Annotated in this window: 20 protein-coding genes; 8 read left to right on the forward strand and 12 right to left on the reverse strand. The window is 38.0% G+C overall.

The annotated features are described in order from the left end of the window. Window positions 1-114: 114 nt before the first annotated feature. Window positions 115-948 carry a formyltetrahydrofolate deformylase gene (gene purU / locus EWU22_RS04300; RefSeq protein WP_130924560.1) on the forward strand — a complete coding sequence of 278 codons (834 nt, stop codon included), beginning with the start codon at window positions 115-117 and terminating at the stop codon, window positions 946-948. 54 nt (window positions 949-1002) lie between these two features. Continuing rightward, window positions 1003-2337, forward strand: a complete 1335-nt coding sequence (gene ffh / locus EWU22_RS04305; protein WP_109322127.1) for a signal recognition particle protein — start codon at window positions 1003-1005, stop codon at window positions 2335-2337. Between the two features lie 54 nt (window positions 2338-2391). On the opposite strand, the gene EWU22_RS04310 is transcribed toward ffh, so the two are convergent. From EWU22_RS04310 to def, 3 genes are all read right to left on the reverse strand, one after another. Next, window positions 2392-2802: a hypothetical protein gene (locus tag EWU22_RS04310; RefSeq protein ID WP_130924561.1), complete on the reverse strand. Its 411-nt coding sequence runs from the start codon at window positions 2800-2802 to the stop codon at window positions 2392-2394. 171 nt (window positions 2803-2973) lie between these two features. Then, a complete protein-coding gene (gene pheT, locus EWU22_RS04315) occupies window positions 2974-5409 on the reverse strand; it encodes a phenylalanine--tRNA ligase subunit beta (protein WP_130924562.1) in 2436 nt (811 codons plus the stop codon). 6 nt (window positions 5410-5415) lie between these two features. Further along, window positions 5416-5988: a peptide deformylase gene (gene def, locus EWU22_RS04320; protein ID WP_130924563.1), complete on the reverse strand. Its 573-nt coding sequence runs from the start codon at window positions 5986-5988 to the stop codon at window positions 5416-5418. Between the two features lie 156 nt (window positions 5989-6144). Here def and EWU22_RS04325 point away from each other — a divergent pair, with 156 nt between their 5' ends. From EWU22_RS04325 to bioB, 3 genes are all read left to right on the forward strand, one after another. After that, on the forward strand, window positions 6145-6762 hold the full coding sequence (locus EWU22_RS04325) for an inorganic pyrophosphatase (RefSeq protein WP_109322131.1): 618 nt from the start codon (window positions 6145-6147) through the stop codon (window positions 6760-6762). Between the two features lie 94 nt (window positions 6763-6856). Continuing rightward, window positions 6857-8632, forward strand: a complete 1776-nt coding sequence (gene sppA / locus EWU22_RS04330) for a signal peptide peptidase SppA (RefSeq protein ID WP_130924564.1) — start codon at window positions 6857-6859, stop codon at window positions 8630-8632. Between the two features lie 49 nt (window positions 8633-8681). After that, the gene (gene bioB / locus EWU22_RS04335) at window positions 8682-9701 is read left to right on the forward strand and encodes a biotin synthase BioB (protein ID WP_109322133.1); all 1020 of its coding nucleotides are present in this window, start codon (window positions 8682-8684) and stop codon (window positions 9699-9701) included. Between the two features lie 48 nt (window positions 9702-9749). Here bioB and tnpA read toward each other — a convergent pair whose 3' ends face one another. The 8 genes from tnpA to EWU22_RS04375 all read right to left on the reverse strand — a co-directional run bounded on the left by tnpA (window position 9750) and on the right by EWU22_RS04375 (window position 16570). After that, complete coding sequence (tnpA, locus tag EWU22_RS04340) at window positions 9750-10145, reverse strand: IS200/IS605 family transposase (protein WP_161566787.1); 396 nt, start codon at window positions 10143-10145, stop codon at window positions 9750-9752. 169 nt (window positions 10146-10314) lie between these two features. Continuing rightward, window positions 10315-10743, reverse strand: a complete 429-nt coding sequence (locus EWU22_RS04345) for a GNAT family N-acetyltransferase (RefSeq protein WP_130924566.1) — start codon at window positions 10741-10743, stop codon at window positions 10315-10317. 137 nt (window positions 10744-10880) lie between these two features. After that, window positions 10881-12458: a ribonuclease Y gene (rny, locus tag EWU22_RS04350; protein ID WP_130924567.1), complete on the reverse strand. Its 1578-nt coding sequence runs from the start codon at window positions 12456-12458 to the stop codon at window positions 10881-10883. Between the two features lie 61 nt (window positions 12459-12519). Then, the gene (locus tag EWU22_RS04355; RefSeq protein ID WP_109322137.1) at window positions 12520-12810 is read right to left on the reverse strand and encodes a cell division protein ZapA; all 291 of its coding nucleotides are present in this window, start codon (window positions 12808-12810) and stop codon (window positions 12520-12522) included. Beyond that, entirely contained in the window at window positions 12807-13136 is a 330-nt protein-coding gene (locus EWU22_RS04360; protein WP_109322138.1) for a hypothetical protein, read from the reverse strand. Before EWU22_RS04360 ends, EWU22_RS04355 begins: the two co-directional genes overlap by 4 nt. A gap of 13 nt (window positions 13137-13149) precedes the next feature. Then, window positions 13150-14652 (reverse strand): lipopolysaccharide biosynthesis protein, encoded by a 1503-nt coding sequence (locus EWU22_RS04365; RefSeq protein ID WP_130924568.1) that lies wholly within the window; start codon window positions 14650-14652, stop codon window positions 13150-13152. A gap of 89 nt (window positions 14653-14741) precedes the next feature. Continuing rightward, the gene (locus EWU22_RS04370) at window positions 14742-15509 is read right to left on the reverse strand and encodes a LytR/AlgR family response regulator transcription factor (protein ID WP_109322140.1); all 768 of its coding nucleotides are present in this window, start codon (window positions 15507-15509) and stop codon (window positions 14742-14744) included. A 2-nt stretch (window positions 15510-15511) separates the two neighbouring features. Next, complete coding sequence (locus EWU22_RS04375) at window positions 15512-16570, reverse strand: sensor histidine kinase (protein ID WP_109322141.1); 1059 nt, start codon at window positions 16568-16570, stop codon at window positions 15512-15514. 155 nt (window positions 16571-16725) lie between these two features. Between EWU22_RS04375 and EWU22_RS04380 the strand changes: the two genes are divergently transcribed. Together EWU22_RS04380 and EWU22_RS04385 are read left to right on the forward strand one after the other, a co-directional pair. Then, window positions 16726-18528 (forward strand): family 16 glycoside hydrolase, encoded by a 1803-nt coding sequence (locus EWU22_RS04380; RefSeq protein WP_130924569.1) that lies wholly within the window; start codon window positions 16726-16728, stop codon window positions 18526-18528. A gap of 13 nt (window positions 18529-18541) precedes the next feature. Then, window positions 18542-20407: a hypothetical protein gene (locus tag EWU22_RS04385; protein WP_130924570.1), complete on the forward strand. Its 1866-nt coding sequence runs from the start codon at window positions 18542-18544 to the stop codon at window positions 20405-20407. Window positions 20408-20470: 63 nt separating this feature from the next. On the opposite strand, the gene EWU22_RS04390 is transcribed toward EWU22_RS04385, so the two are convergent. Then, window positions 20471-20848, reverse strand: coding sequence for a DUF1573 domain-containing protein (locus EWU22_RS04390; protein ID WP_109322144.1), 378 nt, complete (start codon window positions 20846-20848; stop codon window positions 20471-20473). A gap of 164 nt (window positions 20849-21012) precedes the next feature. Here EWU22_RS04390 and EWU22_RS04395 point away from each other — a divergent pair, with 164 nt between their 5' ends. Beyond that, window positions 21013-23433 (forward strand): alpha-ketoacid dehydrogenase subunit alpha/beta, encoded by a 2421-nt coding sequence (locus EWU22_RS04395; protein ID WP_231962712.1) that lies wholly within the window; start codon window positions 21013-21015, stop codon window positions 23431-23433. The last annotated feature ends 1 nt before the right edge of the window (window position 23434 follow it).

Genomic DNA, 23434 nt, shown 5'->3' on the forward strand with positions numbered 1-23434 from the left:
TTACGTTCACAAAATTACCAGACCACGTCTTGATAATCTTGCAAAGGTAAAGACTAAATCTTTTTTACTCCATTATTTCAGGCTAAATTTGAAGAATTTACGAATAAATTTTTCATGGAGACGATTATTAAAATTGCATGTAAGGATGAGAAGGGTTTGGTTCATAAAATCACGGGTATCTTATTTGAACAATTAGTCAACGTGACACGAACCAATGAGTTTGTGGATGAGGAGTCGGATCGTTTCTTTATGCGTATTTCCTTTACGGGTCTTTGTGATTTGGCTTTAGTTCAAGATCAATTGTTCTCTATTTTACCTAAGCAAGCTGAAGTGGAAATTATTCCACCTAAGCAAAAGCGGGTTTTAATTTTAGTAACCAAAGAGCATCACTGTTTGGGCGAATTATTGATTAAGTACCAATACCAAGATCTGAATTTTAAAGTGGATGCTGTTATTGGGAATCATGAAGATTTAGCCCCTTTGTGTCAACAATTTCATATACCCTTTCATTTTATTTCAGCGGAAGGATTGGATAGAGAGGCTCATGAGGGATTAGTCAATCAGCAAATTGCTTATTATCAGCCTGATTTAATTGTATTGGCTAAATACATGCGGATTCTAACGCCTCAATTCTCTTTGAAATATATAGGTAAGTTAATCAATATACATCATTCCTTTTTGCCAGCTTTCATTGGGGCTAGACCATATCAACAAGCCTTTAATCGGGGAGTAAAGATCATTGGTGCTACGGCCCATTTTGTGACGGACGATTTAGATGAGGGCCCAATAATTTGTCAGGAAATTGTCCCAGTCAACCATACTTATTCAGCTAAGGATATGTCCAAGGCGGGGAAAGATGTAGAAAAAATTGTCTTAGCCAAGGCTTTACGTTTGGTTTTGGAGGATCGAGTGTTTATTCATCAAAACAAGACCATACTTTTTGAATAATTTTTGCTTGAAAAAGCGTAAATTGCATTCCCTTTTTTTAATCGATTCAAAATTATGTTTGAGAATTTAAGTTCGAAGTTAAACTCTGCCATGCGTACCCTGAAGGGGAATGGCCGAATTACTGATGTCAATGTAGCGGCAACTGTGAAGGAAATTAGAAGAGCCTTGATGGATGCCGACGTGAACTATAAAGTTGCCAAAGAAATAACTGATCGGATTAAGGAGCAGGCTTTGGGGCAAAAGATTTTGATTTCGGTAGAGCCTGGTCAATTGTTGGTGAAGATTGTACATGAGGAGTTGACTCAATTAATGGGAGGGCAAAAACAAGAAATCAATCTAAAGGGTGATCCTTCGGTGGTATTGATTGCTGGTCTTCAAGGTTCGGGTAAGACTACTTTTTCCGGAAAATTAGCTCAATACATTAAAAAAGGAGGGCGTCAAGTTTTATTGGTAGCCTGTGATATTTACCGTCCTGCGGCGATTGATCAGTTGAAAGTATTAGGTGAGCAAGTTGGGGTAGAGGTGTATGCGGAACCTGAGAATAAAAATGCCGTTAGCATTGCTGAGAATGCATTGTCTTATGCCCGTAAGATGGGTAAGAAAGTCGTGATTGTGGATACCGCCGGTCGTTTGGCCGTGGATGAAGCCATGATGAATGAAATTGCGGCTGTAAAAGCAGCCATTAAGCCAACGGAGATTTTGTTTGTGGTAGACTCCATGACAGGTCAAGATGCGGTAAATACAGCTAAAACCTTCAATGATCGTTTGGATTTTGATGGGGTGGTATTGACCAAATTGGATGGGGATTCACGAGGTGGGGCGGCATTATCTATCCGTCAGGTGGTAGAAAAGCCTATCAAGTTTATCTCTACCGGCGAAAAGATGGAAGCACTGGATCAGTTTTATCCTGATCGTATGGCTAACCGTATTTTGGGTATGGGTGACGTGCTTTCCTTAGTAGAAAGAGCACAGCAGGCATTTGATGAGGATGAGGCCGCTCGATTGAACAAGAAGATTCGTCAGAATAATTTCTCATTTGAAGATTTTTATGCACAGTTGCAGCAAATCAAGAAGATGGGAAATATCAAGGATTTGATGGGCATGGTACCTGGCATGGGACAAGCTGTGAAGGATGTGGATATTTCCAATGATTCATTCAAGCCTATTGAAGCCATTATTCAATCCATGACCTTGAAAGAGCGTCAAAATCCAGATATATTGAACCCTTCTCGTAAAAATCGTATTGCTGTGGGTTCGGGAACTTCGATTCAACAAGTGAATAATCTGTTGAAGCAATTTGAAGATATGCGTAAGATGATGCGTATGATGAATAAGGTGCAGGATGGCAAGATGAAAATGCCAAACATGGCCAATATGATGAAGCGATAAGCTTTACCATGATGATATAGAGAAAGGGAGCTTAGGCTCCCTTTTTTTGTTGGTTTATCTTGAAGGTGGATTAGTTTCTTGGATTTCGACAAGATGTGTTAACGTATCCAACATGTAGGTAATAGGTGAAATAATTAGAAATGCGTAGGCCATGACTTTGGAATTGATTTTATAAACTAATGGAAAACTTACGGCCATCATACTTAATGTAAAACGAGGAATTTTATACCGAATTAATACCACTTTCAAATGTATGAAAGGTTTATTTGCTGATATTATTAAAGCCTTTGATTTGATTAGTCCAAAGAAAACCAATCGTAATTTGTAATGGCCATAGCCTTTGGATATGCTCCACAAGTAAATTTCATCTTGTAATGGGAAGATAACACCATCAACTTCCAATTTGGTTGGAATGATATGGGTAAAGTACGCTGGTACTTTATGTAAATAAAGAATCGTATTCAATGTATTAGTGGTTAATGTATTATAAAGAATTCCTATGCTTACGCAAGGGGCTTATTCACTATGCCAAAATATGGATTTTATAGAAGGAACAATAGGGGGATAAATAAATTATAAGTTTACTGATAAATTTTTATCAGTAAACTTATAATTTAAAACGAATGGAATTTGGAATTACTTCCGAATGATAGCTCCTAATTCCTTCTCAAAACGTTGGATGAATCGCTCCATGGTGGAATCAATCACCTTGTCGGTCAAGGTTTGGTTTTCATCTTGCAAGATGAAACTGATGGAATAAGATTTCTTGCCTTCACCTAGATTTTTGCCTTCATAGACATCAAATAAGGCCACTTGTTTCAAGATATTTTTTTCGGTTTGTTCGGCTACTCGTTGGATCGCTTGGAAACTCACTTCTTTATTAATGACCAAGGATAAATCACGACGCACCTCGGGGAACTTAGCTATTTCTTGGTAGACAAAATCTGTTTTCTCTTGTTTTACCCAATAATCCCAGTCGAAATCCGCCATGAATACATCTTGTTTGACATCAAATTTCTCTGCTAAATTCGGATGTATCATACCTAATTCTAGGCAAGTTTTCTTTTGAACAGAGATGCGTAATCCATAGGCAAAAACGGATGATCCTTCAATAACTTCCGTATCAAAAGGTTTGTTGCCTAAGTGTTGCATCACAGCTTTACACACTTGAAACAAATGATATAATTGCGTTTTTTGTGGAGCTTGATCCCATGTTTCACCTTGCCATAAACCTGTGGCATATAGAGCGGCATGGCGCTTTTCAATGTATTTAGCGCCTTTTTTATGGTAAGTTTTACCAAACTCCACTAATTTTAAATCCTTCTGACGGCGGTTGATATTATGTGCTAAAGCCTCTAATCCATGGAAAACCATGTGCTGGCGCATCACGCCTAAATCCTCAGAAAGTTTATTTAAAATCTCAACTGATTCAAAGCTAATATCTTTTTCGATCCAAGTATGAAATTCAGCTTTAGTTAGGGAGTTGCTAATGATTTCTTGAAATCCTTTGGCTGCCAATTGATAAGCAATCGTTTGTTGGACTTTCTCTTTGTCCAATGCTGGAAATTCAGAGATGAAATGTGCACTTAAATGTTCGGATAATGGGATATTATCCAAGCCATGAATTCTCAAAATTTCTTCGATGACATCTGCTTCCCTAGTTACATCCACTCGATAGGCAGGAGCAATCGCCGTGAAACCTGTGGAACTTGAATTCTTTAATTCAAAATCTAAGGCAACTAAAATTTCTTGGATACGCTCAGGCGCTAATTCAATTCCCATGATGGCATGAATACGCTCATAGGTCATGTCGATATGTGCCAACTCAGGTTGATTTGGGTAGTAGTCAACTAATTGAGAAGCTACTTGCCCACCTGCTAATTCTTGAATCAAGATCGTGGCATATTGTAAAGCCAATAATTTAGCTTCTACGTCAGTACCACGTTCAAAACGAAATGATGCATCTGTTTTTAGGCTATGGACTTGTGACGATTTACGGATGCGTTCAGGTCTAAAATGTGCTACTTCCAAAAATACTCGAGTTGTATTTTCTTGTATGCTAGAGTTTGAGCCACCCATGATTCCTGCTAAGCCTATTGGGCCAGATGCATCACAAATCATGATTTCTTCCCCATCTAATTTACGTTCAGTACCATCTAAAGTAGTAAAGGTAGTTCCGGCGGCTAAAGACTTAACAATTAATTGTTGACCATTAATTTGTTCCCAGTCATAGGCATGCATAGGTTGACCTAAACCATGGCAAATAAAATTGGTGATATCGACAATGTTATTAATTGGACGTAAACCAATCGCTTGTAAGCGATCTTTCAGCCATTCAGGAGATGGGCCAACCTTGACTTGATCTATACTAATACCGCAAAAACGAGTACAACCTTCGTCTTCAATTTGAACTTGAATGGGGAAAGTGTTGGTGCCCTCTTGGAAGGAACTAACATCAGGTAACTGGATGTTCAATCCACTGACAGCATGAATATCTCTTGCTACACCCCAGTGAGAAGCGGCATCTGCTCGGTTAGGAGTAAGGCCAATTTCTAGTACTAAATCTGATTGAATATTGAAATAGGTGGTAGCTGGAGTACCATTGGCTAGATTGGTTTCTAATACTAAAATGCCATCATGCGAATCGCCAATGCCTATTTCATCTTCGGCACAAATCATCCCTTCAGAGACTTGACCGTATACTTTTCTCTTTTCAATGGTAAAAACGGGCTTAGCTTCTTTGTCATATAAAGTAGTACCAGGTGTGGCAACGATAACTTTTTGACCTTGAGCTACATTAGCCGCACCACAAACAATTTGAAGTAATTCATCTTGTCCTACATCAACTGTAGTTGCACTCAATATTTTTTCTTTGACTTGGAATTTTTCACAGCTGATGACTTCGCCTACTACAAATCCTTTTAAGCCACCAGGAATTTGATCGTGCGCTTCAATACCTTCTACTTCTAATCCTGTATTGGTTAATAAGACATCCAGTTCTTCTGGACTACCTTGTTGAGGAAGTTGTGATAAGTCTATAAAATCGTTAAGCCAAGTTGTTGAAATCTTCATATTCGATTACCTAGGGAATTTCATTTTATAATCCACAGAAACCTTTCCGCGGGTGATATCCGTTAATTTATTTTTGATGAGGCGTTTTTTAACCACATTTAAATGGTCAGTGAAAAGGATGCCTTCAATATGATCATATTCATGTTGAATGATTCGAGCAGCTAAGCCTTCAAATACTTCTTCTTTTTCCTCCCAATGCTCCGTATAATAGTGAATTTTGACGTATTCTGGTCGCCATACTTCTCCTCTAATGCCTGGGATAGATAAGCAACCTTCTTCGAATCCCCATTCCTCACCTGTTTCATCAATGATGGTAGGGTTGACAAATACCTTTTTGAAATCGATGAGTGAAGTATCAATATCTTCCTCTTCTTCTCCTTCATTCATAGGGCGTCCATCTACCACGAATAAACGGATGTCTTTACCGATTTGTGGAGCAGCCAAACCTACGCCACTGGCAGCATACATGGTTTCAAACATGTCGTCTGTTAAGGTAATTAAATCGATACTGCTAGGTTCGATGTCTTTAGCTACCTTTCTTAGGACTGGGTCACCGTAAGGTATGATGGGATATATCATGTTCAATGCAATTCAAACTACGAATTTAACTAAATTAAATGGAATGCCCGCTAAACCTTTATGCTTTGGAATGTCTAAACAGGACTGATTTCAGCATATTTTTTGTAATTTTGTAGGATTAAAACCTGAGTAGCAATTTAACCCAGAAAAAATAACATGAATAGAAACTTCTTTAAGGCGCATCCATGGCACGGAATTCAAATTGGTGATCAAATGCCAGAATTAGTGACGGCTTTTATTGAAATTGTACCGACGGATACCGTTAAATATGAAATTGACAAACAAACAGGCTATTTGAAGATTGATCGTCCTCAAAAGTTTTCTAATATAGTTCCAGCCTTATATGGCTTTTTACCTCAAACGTATTGTGCTGAAGGGATTGCTGAATTAGCGAGAAAATATTCTGGAAAAGATATTTTACAAGGAGATGGAGATCCATTAGATATTTGTGTGTTATCCGAAAGAGCAATCACACATGGTGATATTTTATGTCAGGCGATACCTATTGGAGGAATCCGTATGATAGATAAAGGAGAGGCTGATGATAAAATTATAGCTGTTTTAAAGGATGACCCTATTTACGGTAAATGGAGAGATATTTCAGATGCTCCCAAGGATATCGTTCAGCGATTGAGACATTATTTTTGGACTTACAAAATGTTGCCAGGAGAGACCAGTTCTTTAGCGGTGGATATTGATGATGTTTATGGTAGAGAAGTGGCACATGAAGTGATTCGTCAATCAAGAGAAGATTATCGTAAAAACTTCGGATAGTCATATCTCCGTTGTTTGTTAGATTTTTCCTTTGAACATATTTTGTGATGGATTGTTATGTAATGACATCAAATTCGCAAAAAAATAAATAGATATGTGGCAATTTGTTAAATACACCCTGGCGACGATTGTAGGAATGTTTTTGTTCCTGCTTGTTAGCATCATCCTACTAGTTGGAATAGGATCAGCCATGAGTTCATCTGACTCAGAATATGAGGTTAAGGAAAATTCTATTTTGAAATTGGATTTGAATCGACCTATGGCAGAAAATGCTTCTAACGAAGACAATCCTTTTGCAGAATTTCCGAATCCGTTTTTCTCTAGTACAGAGAAAGTTGGGCTTATTCAAATTCTTTCAGCCCTGGAACGGGCTCGAGTAGATGATAAAATCAAAGGAGTTTATTTAGATGTAAGTATCCCCTTCGCGGGATATGCGCAATTGTCTGAGATACGTGATGCCCTAGAGAAATTCAAAAAATCAGGAAAGTTCGTTTATGCCTATTCTAATTCATACTCCGAAAAGGCCTATTATTTAGCTTCTGTTTCTAATCAATTATACTTAAATCCGGCGGGTTTATTAGACTTTAATGGAATTTCGGTTCAATACATGTTTTATAAAAAAGCATTTGACAAGTTGGAAATAGAACCTTTGGTATTTCGAGTAGGTACATATAAATCAGCTGTTGAGCCATTTATCCGAGAGGATATGAGTCCTGAAAGCAAGGAGCAAAGTTTATCCTTTATCCGCTCCATTAATCAGGTGGTATTCAATAAAATATCTCAGAGCAAAGGGATTTCTGTTCCTCGATTAGATCGAATTGCTGATAGCTTACAAGCGATGAACCCTAATAAGGCAGAAAAATTAGGCATGTTGAAGTTGAGCTATTGGGACCAATTTGAATCAATGTTGAAGAAGTCTGTAAAAATTGGGGAAAAGGATAAGTTGACCTTTGTTAAATTATCAGACTATTTGCATGCTAAAAATCCAATTCCAGAAGTAGAGGGAACAAAGAAGATTGCTGTTTTAGTGGCAGAAGGAGAGATTGTTGGAACAAGGGGAGGAGAAGGGTCCATTGGGTCGGATGATTTCGTGAAGGAACTGCGCAAATTGAGAGATAATACATCAGTAAAAGCTATTGTATTGCGAATTGATTCACCTGGAGGATCATCATTGGCATCTGATATCATGTGGAGGGAAATTTTATTGGCAAAGAAGGTGAAGCCAGTCATAGCATCTATGTCGAATTATGCAGCATCTGGTGGATATTATATGGCAATGGGAGCTGATGCTATTGTAGCGCAGCCAACAACCATTACTGGATCTATTGGGATATTTGCGCAATGGTTGAATTTGGAAAATTTCTTTAAAAATAAATTGGGCATTACACAAGATCATGTTAATACCCATGAGCATTCTCATTTTATGAATTCGGCCGGAACATTGACCGCTTTTGAGAAATCAATTATTCAAAATATGGTGAATGAAGGATATGAAAGCTTTACAAGTAAAGCTGCATCAGGCAGGAAAATGTCTTTAGATAAATTGAAATCCATTGCTGGCGGTCGTGTTTGGACAGGAGAACAAGCCAAAAAGATTGGATTAGTGGATGAATTAGGAGGGTTGGACAAAGCGATTTCTTTAGCAGCTCAAAAGTCTAAGTTGAAAGATGGTGAATACAAAGTTGCTGTTTATCCCAAGGCTAAATCTTTTTTTGAATCTGTTTTAGAATCAGCTACTTCTTCGGAAGCAATGGAGCTGCGTTGGGCAAAATCTAATTTACCATGGGCTAAATCGGTATTCGAATTAGATCGTTTGAAAAAACGCGAAGGCTTTTTAGCGATGATGCCTTACATGATGGAATTGGAATAGAGTTTCGTGTTAAAAGATTTTCAAAGTATCTTTGAATAAAATTTGAATTATGATTCGTAATAATTGGACCCGTGCCGAAGTGGAGGCCATTTTTAATCAGCCATTTTTAGACTTAGTTTATCAAGCTGCCACTATTCATCGCCAATTTCATGACCCCAATGAAGTGCAGATAAGTACTTTATTATCTATAAAAACAGGAGGATGTCCAGAGGATTGTTCTTATTGTTCTCAAGCAGCACGATATCATACTAATGTAAAAGTTCAAAAGTTGTTGCCTTATAATGAGGTAATTGAAGCGGCATTACGTGCTAAGGAAAATGGGAGTTCTCGTTTTTGCATGGGAGCTGCTTGGAGAGAGGTAAGGGACAATTCTGATTTTGATAAAGTAATAGATATGGTGAAGGGAGTTAATTCCCTAGGCATGGAAGTTTGTTGCACCTTGGGTATGCTGAGCGAGCAGCAAGCTGAGCGCTTGAAAGAAGCAGGATTATATGCATATAATCATAATATTGATACCAGCGAAGAATATTACGAAGATGTGATTTCTACACGTACTTATGATGATCGTTTAGAGACTCTAGGAAATGTACGTAAAGCAAAAATTTCTGTTTGTTCAGGTGGTATCATTGGTATGGGTGAAAGTGTGGATGATCGTATAGGTATGTTGTTAACATTAGCTAACTTACCTGAGCACCCTGAATCAGTTCCAGTTAATAATTTAGTTCCTGTAGAAGGTACGCCATTTGAGAACCAAAAGACGGCTTCTGTTTGGGAATTGGTACGAGTAATTGCCACGGCTAGAATTATGATGCCTAAATCAGCTGTTCGATTATCTGCAGGAAGGTTGGAGTTAAATTATGAAGGTCAGGCTTTCTGTTTTATGGCAGGAGCAAATTCTATATTTTCTGGGGATGTGTTATTGACAACACCTAATCCAGATGCTAAGTCGGACGCTGAATTATTTCAGATTTTGAGTATCAAACCTAAAGAGGCTTTTAAAGATGCTAAGAAGCTTGGTATTGAGTTTAATCAAATACCAAGTGCTCAAGGGTTAGAGCATATTCATTAAGAATTTCTTATGTTAATGGGAGGGCCGGGATTTAAATCCCGGCCTTTTTTATTTATTATCCATGGATTTAAATCCATGGATATCATGTTGAAATTTAATGTACTCATAGACCTTATTCAAAGCCAATTTTGAGACTGAAAAGGCAGCATAACCAATTTGCCATTCAAGTTTATTGGGAAGAGAGTATTGTAAATTAATATACCTTGAACTGCTCCCTTTAATCTGTTTGATAATGAATGAAATCGATTTGGTTGAACAAATTGAAAATAAACAATGAATGCGATTTGGCATGGAATTGATGATGATAAGTTGACAATTCATCTTTTCTAATTCCGCTTGAATATGTTTAAATAGAGGATCTTTCAATTCAGGTAGGATGAATGGCTCTCTATTTTTTGTTGTCCATACGGCGTGGACATAAATTTGAATTAGTGAGTCCGACATATTCATGAAATTATCATTAGTTCAATTTCATGAATGCAGAAATAGTTTACAATCTACTTTTTGATAAATTGAAACAGAGGAATCAATTTTTAGATGTAATATCAATTAACTGAAATTTCAGATATGGATTTATTGGGGGAATCAAATAGCTTTTGAGAAAACTATTTGCTTAGAAAACCTTCTTCATTGTGTAATGTTGTATTTCCCCAAATAAGAGATACGATTCTTTTTCTATCTGATAGCCTAAGCTTTTATAAAATGGAACTGCATTTTCTCGAGCCTCCAGAATAATTTCTTGCCAAAGGTTTTCTTTAGCTTTTTGTTCTAGGTATTTCATAATCAATCTACCTATACCTTTCCCCTGTTGAGAATGATCTACTGCCACACAGCGAACCTGTCCCTGCAGAGGACTTGATTCATGCATTCGAGCAACTCCTAATACATGGTTATTCTCTATAGCTAATACATGAATAGCATTTTGATCATCTGGGAGATGCTCTGAACCAGCTGCTTGATTCCACGGTTCTCGTAAAACCTTGAAACGAAGCTGAAAATAAGCTTCCCATTCATCTGGATTATTTGGGCTACGAATTTCCATGAAATAAAGAAAATGGGGTGAAAATGTAACGCTGTCAAGGTTTAGAACCTTGACAGCGTTGGATAAAACTACTCGAATTCAATCGATAAACCAATCAGAAAATTGATATTTCAATCAAATAATCAAAAACTCAATAATTATTTAGCAAAATTCACAGCGCGCATTTCACGAATAACCGTGACTTTAATTTGTCCTGGATATTGCATCTCCTTCTCTATTTTTTGAGAAATGTCAAATGACAAATTCGATGCTTTCTCATCACTTACATTTTCCGAATCTACCATGATTCTTAACTCACGACCAGCTTGTATTGCATAGCATTTTTGAACTCCATCAAAGGAGGTGGCCAAAGCTTCTAAATCACGTAAACGCTTCATGTAAGACTCCATCATTTCACGACGGGCTCCTGGTCTAGAACCAGATATCGCGTCACAAACTTGAATGATGGGTGAAATCATCGATGTCATTTCGATTTCATCGTGGTGAGCACCAATGGCATTACAAACCTCAGGATGTTCCTTGTATTTCTGTGCCAATTCCATACCTAGCAAGGCGTGAGGTAACTCTGGCTCTTCATGCCAAACTTTACCAATATCATGTAGTAAACCTGCCCGTTTGGCCAACTTAGCATTTAAACCTAATTCCGCAGCCATAGTAGCACATAACTTAGCTACTTCACGCGAGTGTTGCAATAGATTTTGACCATAAGAAGAACGGAAACGCATACGGCCAATCATTTTGATTAACTCAGGATGCAATCCATGAATACCTAAATCAATCACTGTTTTTTCTCCAATTTCAATGATCTCATCTTCAATATTCTTTTTAGTCTTATTGACTACTTCCTCAATACGTGCCGGGTGAATACGTCCATCTTGTACCAAACGATGTAAAGATAAACGCGCAATCTCTCTACGTACAGGATCAAAGCCTGAAATGATGATTGCTTCTGGAGTATCATCAACGATGAATTCCACACCTGTAGCCGCCTCTAAAGCACGAATATTTCTACCTTCTCTACCAATGATTTTTCCTTTAACATCATCCGACTCAATGTTGAAAACAGATACACAGTTTTCGATAGCATTTTCAGCGGCGGTACGTTGGATTGTTTCAATAACCACCTTTTTGGCTTCTTTCGTAGCCGTTAATTTAGCCTCTTCAATAGCCTGTTTTACCAATGAACTTGCCTTACTTTCAGCTTCCGCTTTCAACGCATCCATGATTTGCTGGCGTGCCTCATCAGCAGATAAACCTGCAATTTTTTCCAATTGACTAATTTGATTAGCCAACATAGCTTCTGCCTCTAATCGCTTTTTCTCAACATCCTCTAACTTCTTACGGTAATTTTCCTCTTTCGATTGTAAGCTCTGCTTTTGAGATTGAAGCTCCTGATCAGCTTGCCTTTGTTGCTCTTGTTGCTGCGTCAATTGACGCTCTTTTTCACGTAGTTTTTGCTCATTTTCAACTAAAATGCCCTTTTTGTTTTGAGTATCTTCTTCAAATTCAGCTCTTAAGCGAAGGAAATTTTCCTTTGCTTCCAACATACGGTCTTTCTTAAGATTTTCTGCAGAGATCTCTGCGTTTTTAAGGATATCTTCCGCCTTTCTTTTGGCATCATCCTCTATGTTTTTATTCACTTTAGAAAAGAAAACTTTTCCAGTAAATACACCACCTGCTAAAAAAACGATGGCTACAACTATTTCTATTATCATGGAACCTGTGGGTTTATTTACATTGGCTCCGTCCTTACTGAATCAAGAAAAAGGGGATTAATTATATGGCGTAAATTTCAGTCAATTCTAACAATTGCTTGTTTTCATTCAGTATGTTGGATTCTAATGAACGATGCTGTTCATCAAACTTGATGCCACACATGGCTAAATCCAAAGCGACCAAAGCCATGACAGCACTTGGATCTGAACTATTTGTCTGTTGTTCATAGTATTTGACCAATCTATTAACCAAATTAGCTGCATTTCTCACATATGCTTCCTCTTGTGGATCAACCTTCATCGCGATGGTTTGAATGCCCAATATTAGGTTACATGGTAGGTTTTGGCTCATGGTTGACGCAATTGCTCAATACACTGATCTATTTTTACGATATATTCGTCTAACTTTTCCTTCAGTTCAGCAGTCGGTACCGCTGTGTTATCTGTATTAACTACAATTTTAACAATTTTATCTGATTTTTTAAAGTTTTTCTCCAATTCTTTTAAACGTCTTTGCGACCGATTTAGCTCCTCAATTTTAAGATCTAGCCTTTCTTGAGCCCATTGCAATTGCTGCGATAATTCACGAATTGTGCCTTCATTTTCTTGCAAACGTGTGACCATCTGACTAATTTTTAGTCGGAGGCTCAAGTATTGCATTTTAATGTCTTGCTTCATGAATCGAAGAAAATTACCTGTTTTTTATTTGGGGTTTCCAGCCTTTCCACTGAAATTCTTTACCTAAGAGAAAGGTTAAAATTACTAATAATCCTGCATTTTGGGTGAAGAACATAGGGATAGGAATTTGACCTAAGTAATTACCAGAATAAATGGCCAAAGCGCCCATACCTATATAGATCAATGCCTCCTTCCAGCGATAAGGTGTAGGGTCATATATTTGGCCTCCAACATAACACATCAATGTCATAATGACACTGGATAAAAGAAATGACCAAGCACAAGCCATGTATCCAAAGGTAGGTATCCAATATATATTGCCTAAGATAGTAACCGCTAGACCTACCAACGTGATAATTGTTCCCATGTAGGTTTTATTCGTCTGCTTAAACCAAACGGATTGTGTATAATATATTCCCAAAAATAAATTAGCCAACAATAAAATAGGAACCACACCGATGCCCTCCCAATAAATGGCCTTTTTCAAAAATAATTGTTGTATCCAAAATAAATTGGAAGATACCCCAACCCACAACAAGGTACAAACAATCACAAACCAATGCGTGACTAAAGCTAAATTCTCTTTATTGTTGGCATTGTTTTTCTTACCCAAGAAAAATGGCTCAGCAGAATATTTAAATGCCTGAATTGCCAAACTCATAAAGACAGAAAGTTTATAGCAATTCCCATAAATCCCCAAAGCATCTTGGGATGTTTGTCCCGGATAAAACCCTTCCGGTAAATATTCCTCAAGTAATAATCGATCAAACATGACATTGAACATAGCTGCCAAGCTCATGAACATGATGGGGTATGAGTAAATCCACAGGGATTTAAATTCTTTCCAATCCCATTCCCAGCGATAGGCCCTAAACTCTGTCCCTAACCAATAAAACAAGCTGGCATTGGCAATTAAATTTGCCACGAAAATATATCCAGCCCCAATCGATGGATCATATAAATCACGTAAAAAATGAGGCCAAGAATCCCCCCAAACTCCATCATGTAATGGCTTTAGACCCACTAAAAAAATCAAGTTTAAGCTAACATTGATTAAAATGGAAATAATCTTAGCTAATACAAATTTCTTAATCTTTTGTTCCAGACGCAGTCGAGCAAAGGGAATAGCCGTAATGGCATCAATGGCTAAAATTAAAGCAAGCCATTTCAGAAATACGCCTTTACCTGCATACCCTAATTGAGCCATCAAAGGGTCAGAAAAGAGGAATAATATCAGTGTAAATAATCCCGAAGTGACAATTATCGCTGACAAAATCAGATTGTAATATTTTTGAGGAGCCTCTTTTGCAAAGCGAAAGTAGGCGGTTTCCATGCCATATGTATAGACAATATTGGCGATGGCCATATATCCATAAAGCTTGACATTGATGCCTAATTCAGCTGGAAGAAATGCCCATGTATGGACAAATACAAGTAAAAAATTGAGCGACCGACCTAAAATGGTACTGAATCCGTAAGAAAGGGTCTCGCCAGCTAATTTTTTAAGTATTGACATAGGTTGATGTTACCAAAAACCAAAGTTACATTTTTTACTGAGGAATGAAGGATGCCTGCTTGAGAATTAACGAATACCTTTGGGCCTCCTTACTGTTTTTGATATCCAATCGTTTGATAGAAATGTTCCGCATAGTTTTCACTCAAAGGAATGTGATTTTCTCCAATCTTGATTTTTTGGTTGCGGATGGATTCCACTTTTTTTAAGGAAACAATGAACGATTTATGAATTCGAAGGAAATCAGTGGATGGTAGTTTCTCTTCTATAGATTTCATGGTCATTCGACAAACCACAGGAAATTTCTGGGTCTTTAAATGGATTTTAATATAGTCTTTTAAGCCCTCAATGTATAAAATATCATCTAGCATAATTTTCATTAACGAATAATCTGCATGGATAAAGATGTATTCCAATTTGGTATTATCCGTGATATGCTGACCAGATGACTTCTTGCTTTTAAAGAAATCCAAGGCTTTATTGGTGGCTTTTAGAAAACGTTCAAACGATATAGGTTTTAACACATAATCTACCACATCCAAGTTAAAACCTTCAATGGCATATTGTTGATATGCCGTCACAAAGATCACCATGGGTTTCTGAGTTAAGCCTTCCAAAAATTGCACTCCTGTTAAACCAGGCATTTGAATGTCCAAAAAGATTAAATCAACAGGTGATTTTTGAAGGTATTCCATGGCCTCAAAGGCATTTCTGCAACGAGCTTCCAGTTTCAGAAAAGGAATTTTCGCAATATTGTCTTCTAATAAATCCAGAGCCAAACTCTCATCATCCACTGCAATACATCGAAGGATGGTAGATGATACTTCCGTGAATTTTTCGTTTGAGACCTCTTCTGACATAATTAAATGTGTTGAATTTCTAATTCAATATGATAGTATTCCCCTTCCTCTGTGATTTTTAATTGATGCTCATTCGGATAAAGTAACTCCAATCTACGTTTAACATTGGTTAATCCAATACCTGAGCTATCATCTTTTTTCTCACTAATTTGAGAACTCACCTTGTTTCGAACGCCAAAATACAATTTTTCACGGTCATCCAACAAGGTAATTTCAATGATAGGATTCATGACCATGCCAACTCCATGTTTGAAAGCATTTTCTACAAATGGAATCAACAACATAGGTTCAATGGAATTGGGAACATCTGCCAATTTATGATTGAAAGTTATTTCAATATCATTGCCAAAACGAATTTTTTGCAACTCGATGTAATTTTCAAGATAAACCATCTCCTTACTAATCGCAACTTTTGCATCAGTCGTTTCATAAATCATGTAGCGCATTAACTCCGATAATTTAATGACTACTGATTCGACCATTTCGGGTCTTCTTCTAGATAAAGAGACAATGCTGTTCAATACATTGAACATAAAATGAGGACTAATTTGAGATCTTAAAAAAGACAATTCCGATTTCAATCGTTCATTTTCTTCTTCTTTTTGAATCTCTTTTTCTTTTAAATTATCTGATAAGAATCGATAAGAAACACCAATGGCAATGATAAACAATAATTGGAAAATTGTGCCCATAAACGGCCCTCTTCTGAATCCGCCTCCGCCTCCTCGTCCTTTAACATGATCTGAAATAATAATAAACTCTTGCAATTCATAATACACCCAAATCATGCCAGGGATAGCAATCGAGAGTAAAATCAAGTATAGTACAATCCCTTTTTTCTTTAAGATTTTAGGAATTAGAATTTCTGTATTTAAATAAAAGAAAGGGATGTTACTGAAAGCAAAGGCAATGAAAAATAATGTCCAAGAATTGTAACGTTGTAATGCCTGTGGATCAGTTGAATTGGGGCTAGGTCTCATCCAATATGGCAAGGCCATGAAACATGCCCAGAATATGACATGTAGTAAAATGGGTTTGAATCTAAAAATTTTATTTGGCATCGTTTTTAGGGTACATCGAATTCAAATTAACTTAATAATTCTTATATTTCTCATAAATTTTCTACCATATTCCCAATTGTGCCGATGAAGTAGCCAATTGATTTTTCGGTAGAATTGAATTTAAACCCAAGATTACCCAAACCTAATTGTAAAAAATGAAAAAACTTTTCCTCTTTCTGCTATTGCCCTGTGTATCATGGGCCCAGCAGGAGATACCTCTGAACGACCTTCGAGCGTTTGATCAACCAAGTAATAATTGGACCATCGAACAAGCAGTTAAGGCCAATTACACAGATACCTCTTTTCAAGTTAGTCCAGGTAATGGCATCTTAGTCAATACCTTAAGGAATGGTAAATACAAACGTTCCGATGATTTAAAATTCAAATTGAATCATGGAGATATCCGTTTGATTCTTGATTTTATGCTTCCTAAAGGTGCCAATTCTGGTATCTATTTGCAAGGTCGATATGAAGTGCAATTACTGGATTCTTATGGAAAGAAACAGCGTATGAAATATGGCGACTGTGGAGGAATATATGAAAGATGGGATGATGCTAGAGGTAAAGGAAATGAAGGATACGAAGGATATGCTCCACGACAAAATGCGTGCAAGGCGCCAGGCTTATGGCAAACCATTGAAATCGATTTTCAGGCACCGCGATTTGATGCTAGCGGAAAAAAAATCAAAAATGCTATTTTCAAAAAAGTGATTTTGAACGGAATTTTGGTTCAAGAGAACATCGAAGTTTCAGGGATGACACGTGGTGCTCTGTTTGATAAAGAAGCTCCCATGGGTCCAATTACCATCCAAGGAGATCATGGTCCAGTGGCATTTAAAAACTTACGGTATGAAACATACGAAAAGCCAACAATTAGCCTGGGCGACTTGAACTACGCTTATTATGAAGGAGCATTTGCCAATTTACAAGCGAATAATGCTACTCCTTTGTTGAAAGGTAAAACCACTGAAATTACAGGCAAGACCATCAAGGTTCAAAAGGACTTCTTATTAGTTTATGAGGGAGAATTAAATGTGCCAGAGGCAGATACATATGAATTCATTACACATTGGACAGGTAAAGGTCGATTGGAAGTAGATGGACAAACCTTGAACCAAGGTGATTATTGGTATTCAGACCGTGTCAGTCATTCCAAAGTGTTAAGTGCAGGAAAACATGCATTCAAATTAAGCTTCAGCAAAGATTTCTCTTGGGGAAATAGAGCCTTGGGCTTATTCGTCAAACGCATAGGTTCACCCTTAGTAGCACTGCATGCCAGAACTTCGCTGCCTGATCCAGAGGCCGTTGGCCTTATTGAAGTAAAGGCAGAAGTAGAACCCGTTTATCAGCGTTCATTTGCTTTTCATCAAGGGACTAAAAAGACTCATGTGATTCATTTAGGTGATCCCTCCGGTGTACATTATTCATATGATTTAAATCAAGGAGCTCTATTGCAGGTTTGGAGAGGTAAATTTCTTAATGCCACTCAAATGTGGGAAAGTAGAGGAGAGCCGCAGACTGCCGAACCGTTGGGCCTAAATCAGGTGATGGATGGCAAGTTTCCTTTAGTACCAAGTGGTCAAGCTCAACCTGATTCAGTTAATAATGGTCAATGGATGTATAAGGGATATAGAATTCAACATGGTAGACCTGTTTATTTATACCAGTGGAATAATGTGTTGTTAGAAGACAATTTAGTTCCTAATTCGGCTGGAACAGGTTGGACAAGAACCCTGAGTTGGAAGCCTACCCAAGGAACAAATCCTTCATTTGATTTAATCTTAGGAACAAGTGCTTCCGTGGTGAAAGTGCAGCCTGGTTTAATTTCATTGGATGGGAATCAATATTTCATTCAGTGGAGTGGCGGTTCAGAATCGGTGCAAAGTCTAGCTAATGGGAAGCAGCAAGTACGCATTCCTATATCAGGAAATAGTATTTCATATCAAGTGATTTGGTAAACCTTATTTTAACATGAAACACAACTTAAGTATCTTATTATTATTCATATCGACCTTTGTCATGGCCCAAAGCCCATCTACGAAAACTGAAAAGGATTTTTATGAAATAAAAACGTTACCCATTCCTCAAGATATCTACTTGGAAATTGGTGGAATTGCCACCATGCCTGATGGTCGCTTAGGCGTTAGTACTCGTCGTGGGGAAATTTGGATAATTGAGAATCCTTATCAAAAGGATAGTCATCAAACTTATTACCGTCGTTTTGCAAGTGGAATGCACGAGATTTTAGGTTTAGCCTATAAAGACGGGGCATTTTATTGTTCGCAACGTGGCGAATTAACCAAAGTTTCTGACACGGATCGAGATGGCGTGGCAGATCGATATGAGCCCATTTATCAATTTCAACTTTCGGGAAATTATCACGAATATACCTATGGACCTGTTTTTGATAAAAATGGAGATATGTGGGTAACACTCAATTTAGCTTGGGTAGGTTATGGAGAAGGTAAATTTTCCAAATGGAGGGGTTGGTTAGTGAAGATTAGCCCAGATGGAAAATTGGAGCCATTTGCTGCTGGTTTACGTTCGCCTGCTGGTTATAGCATCAACCAAGAAGGAGATATTTTTTATGGAGAAAATCAAGGTGACTGGGTTGGGTCGGGTCGTGTGACTCATTTAGCCAAAGGTGATTTTGCTGGTAATCCTGGTGGATTAAAATGGGCCAAAGAACCGAATAGTCCTTTTAAGTTGACTTTGGAAGAAATTCCTGACAATGGGTCTCCCATGTTTGAGGCAGCCAAAAAAGTGAAAAACTTGAAGCTTCCTGCTGTTTGGTTTCCACATGCCATCATGGGTATTTCTACCTCAGATATTTTACAAGATACTACAGGTGGGAAATTTAGCCCATTCCCTGGACAGTATTTTGTGGCGGACCAAGGACAATCCAAAGTAATGCGGATGGGCTTAGAGAAAGTAAATGGTGTCTATCAAGGATTCTGCATTAATTACCGTGAAGGATTTCAATCTGGGATTTTGAGAGAGCGTTTTGGATTGGATGGAAGTATGTTTGTAGGGATGACTTCCAGAGGATGGGGCTCAACAGGTAAAGATAATTTTGGCTTACAACGTTTGGTTTGGAATGGTTTGATGCCATTTGAAATTAATATGATTGAGGCTCGTTCAGATGGATTTGAAATTAGCTTTACTCAAGCAGTGGATGTGAATTCGGTGAAAAAGGCTGCATCTTATGCCTTGAGATCCTATATCTATAAATATCATCACCAATACGGTAGCCCGATTGTCGATGTGAAAGATTTAGCCATTAAAGGCATTGTGGTTTCTTCCGATAAGAAGAAAGTACGTATTGTGTTGGATCAAGTTCGTCAATATTTCATCCACGAGTTTAAACTTACTGGTGTGAAAAATGAAGCAGGAGAGCCCTTGTTGCATGAAACAGCTTACTATACGTTGAATCAAATTCCTTCAGGAGACAAAGTGGTATTAAACGCGTCGACTAGTCCAATTATAGAGAAAGTGGCAGTAGAGAAAAAAGTATCGAAAGTAGATAATGCGAAGGCGACTACTGTAATTTCAGATAATGAAGCCATGGCATTATTAAAGAAGCATACTTGTGTGGCTTGCCATGCTAGAGAAGAGAAATTGATTGGTCCTTCATTTACTGACATTTCTAAACGGAAATATAGCGACAAGCAAATTTTGGCTTTAGTCTATAAGCCGAATCCTAAAAACTGGCCAGACTTTGCTACAGAAATGGCTCCGATGTCGCATGTGCCAGCCAAAGATGTACTCAAAATAGCGTCTTGGATTAATGGACTTACCCAGAAGAAAGCGAATGATGCTTTAATTAATCGAGATTAATATTAGTGTATAAAAAAAGTCTCCTTGAAAAAGGAGACTTTTTTATTTGAGATAAAAACAGTCTTAAGCTTTTGGCTTAACTGAACCAGAAATCATCAAAATGATTTGAGATGTAGAACCATTATTTATCACTGTAATCGTTTTGCTAAAGTTTCCAGGTCTACCTGTTGAGTTGTATGACGCAGTTACTTTTCCTGTTTTACCTGGCATAATCGGTTCTCTAGTCCAATCTGGAGTAGTGCAACCACAAGAAGGCTGAACATTTGAAATGACCACGGGCGCATTACCTGTGTTAGTGAATTCAAAGCTGTATGTTGCTTGAACTCCTTCGGCAATCGTACCGAAATCGTGCTTTTCCTTTTTGAATTTAAGAGCTCCTTGGGCGTTGGATTGAAATGCAAAACCTACTAGCAAAGCCAAAATACCAATTAATTTTTTCATGCTTTTTCGTTTGAAATTTTTCAATGTATGTATAGCAAAGCTATAACAAAGCAAAGATTCAGCAAAAGAATTTGCTTATTTTTTATCGAAGAATTGAAGGACTCAGTATTTGGCTCACGATTATTTTATCGTATTTTTACCTCGTAAATTTTAACAAATCTCCTTTGATTCTACCAAAGCCAACCCAATTTTCACGTGTTGAGATTGAATTCAATCCAGACAAAGTGTTGGAAGATTACCGTTTGGCAGTCATCAGCAGGCAATGTAGCCTTCTGGTTCGTAAAGAAGTTTTTTCTGGTCGAGCTAAATTTGGTATCTATGGCGATGGTAAAGAATTGTGCCAAATAGCCCTTGCGCGTTCCATGCGACTGGGTGATTATATTTCAGGTTATTATCGGGATCAAACCATTGGAGTGGCGATTGGGGACTTAACTTGGCCGCAATATTTTGCTCAACTGTATGGTCACCCAGATCGACAATTCGATCCTCATTCGGCTGGTCGACAAATGAATAATCACCATGCTACACGTTGGTTGGATGATCAAGGAGAATGGTTGGATCAAACCAATCAATACAATTCTGTGGCAGGAGTTTCCTCTACTGCCATGCAGATCCCTCGATCATTGGGCATCGCTTATGCTTCCAAAATGTATCAGTTTAGGGAAGATTTAGCTCCTTTGAAAGAACTTTTTTCTAAGGATGGGAAAGAAGTATGTTATACGACCATCGGAGATGCATCTACCTCTGAGGGAATGTTTTTTGAGTGCATCAATGCGGCTGGAGTTTTGCAAATTCCTATAGTATTTTCTGTTTGGGATGATGGATATGGTATTTCAGTACCCATTGAATATCAAACCACCAAGTCGTCGATATCCAAGGTTTTAGCGGGCTTTCAAAGGAACGAAAAAGAAAAAGGATTGGAGATCATTCAAGTGAGAGCTTGGGATTATCCAGGTTTGATTCAGGCTTACCAAAAGGCGGCTAAATTAGCACGTGAAGAATTTGTACCATGTTTAGTTCATGTGATTGAGTGTACACAGCCACAAGGTCACTCGGCTTCCGGTTCTCATGAACGATACAAATCTGCCGAGCGATTGGCTTGGGAGCATGATGTGGACTGTAATGTTTTGTTTCGTCAATGGGTCTTGGATCAAGGATTTGCCAATGAGGAGGCATTAAAAGAAATAGAAGAAGCAGCGGTTTTAGAAGCAAGGAAGTACCAGAAGGAAGCTTTTGCGGCTTATATGGCTTCTATCGAACCAGATAAAAAAGCATTTTTAAGGGTAGCTCAAAATTTAATGGAATCTACCAACGAAGGGAATTTATTATCCCCCATTTTGGAAGAGTTAAAACAGCTGCCTTATCCCATATTTAGTGATTTAGTTCGAGCAGGTAGAAAGACTTTGAGAGCATTTCGAGTGTATCAAGGACCTGCAGTTAAATTATTGAGAAAGTGGCTAAGTGAATTAGAAGAAAGAAATCGTCTGAGATTCAGTTCACATCAAATTAGTCAATCTCAGCATTCACCTTTGTTAGTAAATCCGGTAAAACCGATTTATCCCAAAGAGGCAACTTTTGTTGATGGCCGTGAGATTTTAAATAAGAGCTTTGCTCATTTTTTAGAAGATCCCAAGGTGTTTATTTTAGGAGAGGACGTTGGTAAAATAGGGGATGTTAATCAAACATTAGCAGGCCTACAAGAAGTATTCGGAGATTTGAAAATCACGGATACAGGAATTCGGGAGATTAGTATTGTGGGTCAAGGTATTGGAGCATCCATGCGAGGTTTGCGACCAATTGTTGAAATACAATATTTGGATTATATCTTTTATCCATTCCCAGTCTTGGCGGATGATTTGGCATGCTTACATTACCGAACAGCTGGAGGACAAAAGGCGCCAATGATTTTACGAACACGTGGGCATCGATTAGAAGGGATTTGGCATTCAGGAAGTCCCATGGCAGTCTTGATTAATGGATTACGAGGAATTCATTTCTGTGTTCCAAGAAACATGACTCAGGCTGCAGGTATGTACAGAACCCTACTAAAAGGAGATGACCCAGGTATTGTAGTGGAATGCTTAAATGGGTATCGCTTGAAGGAAGCTTTGCCAGAAAACTTAGATGAAATTACTGTTCCCTTGGGCATACCAGAAGTTCTGCGTGAAGGTACAGATATTACGATTGTCACTTATGGATCCATGTGTCGCATTGTGATGGAAGCATCAGAAACCCTAGCTACAATGGGTATTTCTGTCGAGGTGATTGATGTTCAGACTTTGTTGCCATTTGACCGAACTCAAAGTATTGCAGCTTCGATTCAAAAGACACATCGGGTGCTTTTTGCAGATGAAGATATGCCTGGAGGAACTACGGCATACATGATGCAAGAAGTTTTAGACAAACAAGGCGCTTTTGCATGGTTAGACACACCGGCACGTTGTTTAGCAGCACCACCTCATCGTCCGGCTTACAGTTCGGATGGGGATTATTTCTCGAAGCCCAATGTCGAGAATGTGGTAGATACCATTTATGAAATGATGAGAGAGTCTGACCCTGGACTTTTCCCCGCAATCTATTTCTAAT

It is taken from the genome of Aquirufa nivalisilvae (assembly GCF_004307455.1).
GTDB classification, from domain to species: domain Bacteria; phylum Bacteroidota; class Bacteroidia; order Cytophagales; family Spirosomataceae; genus Aquirufa; species Aquirufa nivalisilvae.